The following is a 2,515-nucleotide window of genomic DNA, read 5'->3' on the forward strand; positions in this document are numbered from 1 at the left end:
GCGTGGGTGCGGGGTGTTCCTGTGGACTGGACGGCTGTTCTTGCCGGTCAGGACGGCACCACCGTCCCGCTCCCGACCTACGCCTTCCAGCGGCGCCGGTACTGGCTCGATCTCCCCGAGCCCGTTGTCCGCCCCGCCGCGCCGGGCGCGACCGGGGACGACGTGGACGCCCGCTTCTGGGAAGCGGTCGAACGCGAGGACCTCGAAGCGCTCGCCGACACTCTCGACCTGGCGCCCGAGCTGCGAGGGACGCTCGGCACGGGCGGAGCCGTGCTGCCCATGCTGGCCGAGTGGCGCAAGCACCGCAGGGAGAGCACCCTCCTGGACTCCTGGCGCTACTCGGTGGCCTGGCAGCCCTCCGAAGGGCCCGCCGCCAATACCGGTGCACTGCCCTCCCATTGGCTGGTCGTGCTGCCCGCAGCCGACAGCACCGACGGCGACGGCTCGGACGCGGACCCGGTCACCCGCGACCTGGTCGAACGGCTGCGAGGCCACCAGGGCGTGGACGAGGTCGTCACGTTCACCGTCGACGTGACCGGCGAGGAAGGAACCGAACTGGCCGACCGCCTCAGGAACGCCTTCGACCGGTCGCCCGCCACGAGCGCCGTCCTCAATCTCCTCCCGCTCGCCCCAGCCACCGCCACGTCGAACGACGGGCAGGACATCGCCGTACCTCAGGTCCTCGGCGCCACCTTCCTGCTGATGCGGACGTTGACGGACGTCAAGGCCGACGTGCCACTGTGGACCGTCACGCGCGGCGCCGTCGACGTGACGGGCGCACGGACGGTACAGGACCCGGCCGATGAAGGACCGCTGCCCGAACAGGCGGCCGTCTGGGGGCTGGGCCGGGTCTACGGGCTCGACCATCCGCAACTCTGGGGCGGCCTGATCGACCTGCCGACGCGTGCCGGACTCGACGGCCGTAGCTGGAACCACGTCGCCGTGGCCTTGGCCGGCGCGGACGACGAGGACCAGTTCGCGGTGCGCGCGGAAGGGCTCCTCGTCCGCCGTATGGTCCGCAAGCCCGCCGGCCCCCGGCCCGAGGCCCGTACGGACGCCGTCTTCGGCGGCTTCACCGGAACGACCCTCATCACCGGCGGTACCGGTGCCCTCGGCGCCCACCTCGCCCGGCGGCTCGCCGCGACCGGCGCCGCGCACCTGCTGCTGGTCAGCCGACGCGGCCCCGAGGCGCCAGGCGCCACCGACCTGGCAGCCGAACTCACCGCGCTCGGCGCCCGCGTCACCGTTGCCGCCTGCGACATCACCGACCGCACCCAGCTCGCCGCTCTGCTCGCCGCCGTACCCGACGACGCCCCGGTCGGCACCGTGGTGCACGCGGCGGGCGTCGAGCCGCCGTCCGCCGCGATCGGTGACACCGGCCTCGGCGACCTGAGGGATGTGATGAGCGCCAAGATCGCGGGCGCGGTCCACCTCGACGAACTGCTCGCCGACCGCCCCGAGGTCGCCTTCGTGCTGTTCTCGTCCGGCGCGGGCGTCTGGGGCGACGGTGGCCACTGCGGGTACGCGGCGGCCAACGCCTACCTCGACGCGTTCGCGGAGCGCCGCCGCGCGCGGGGCCGGGCCGCCACCTCCATCGCCTGGGGCGCCTGGTCGGGCGGCGGAATGGTCCACGCGGAGGAGAGCGAACGGCTGCACCGCTACGGCGTCATCACGATGGACCCCGAGGTGGCCGTCGGCGCCGTACGGCAGGCCCTGGAGCTGGACGAGCCGTCGCTCGTCGTCGCTGCGGTCGACTGGGACCGGTTCGCGCCGACCTACTCGGCCACCCGCCGCCGCCGTCTCTTCGACGGGATCCCCGAGACGCGACGCACCGAATCCGCCACGCCGGGTGCCGACGCAGACGGCACCGGAGGAGGCGGTGAGCAGTCGGCGGGGCCGGCGGCCGCCTTCGCGCAGCGGCTCGCGGGCGCGGGCAGCGCCGAGCGGGAGCGGACGGTCCTCCACCTCATCCGTACCCAGGTCGCGGCGGTCCTCGGACACGACGGCGTCACCGCGATCGCGCCGGGGCAGGCATTCCGCGACCTCGGCTTCGACTCGCTGACCGCCGTGGAACTCCGCAACCGGCTCAAGGAGGCCACCGGGCTCGGCCTCCCCGCCACCCTGGTCTTCGACCACCCCACCCCCGCCGCCCTCGGCGAACGCCTGCTCGCCGAACTCGCCCCGGACACCGCGCCCGTGGACCAGGGCGACCTCGCGTCGCTGGATGCCCTGGAGGCGACGGTCGCCGCGCTCGACCCGGGCGACGACTCCGCCCGTACGCGCATCACCACCCGCCTCCAGGCGCTGTTGTGGCGGCTGTCCGATCACCCCGCCGACGTCGCGGCACCCGAGGACGGAACTCTCGGAGCCGCCTCCGACGACGAGATGTTCGACCTCATCAACAAGGAACTCGGTCTCGGCTAGAGGAACCCGCCGCTACCACTCACGCTCCGCTCCACCAGCTCCACCAGCTCCACCGCTCACCCTTCGTTCCCCGCTCCACCCGCTCCACCCG

1 protein-coding gene is annotated in these 2,515 nt (G+C 73.8%); it reads left to right on the top strand.

All coding sequences use genetic code 11. From position 1 onward, the window contains the following. The coding region (locus DVH02_RS34000) for an SDR family NAD(P)-dependent oxidoreductase (protein WP_233518633.1) at nt 1-2,424 on the top strand (2,424 nt) is incomplete at its 5' end. Nucleotides 2,425-2,515 lie beyond the last annotated feature (91 nt).

It is taken from the genome of Streptomyces corynorhini (assembly GCF_003346515.1).
GTDB classification, from domain to species: domain Bacteria; phylum Actinomycetota; class Actinomycetes; order Streptomycetales; family Streptomycetaceae; genus Streptomyces; species Streptomyces corynorhini.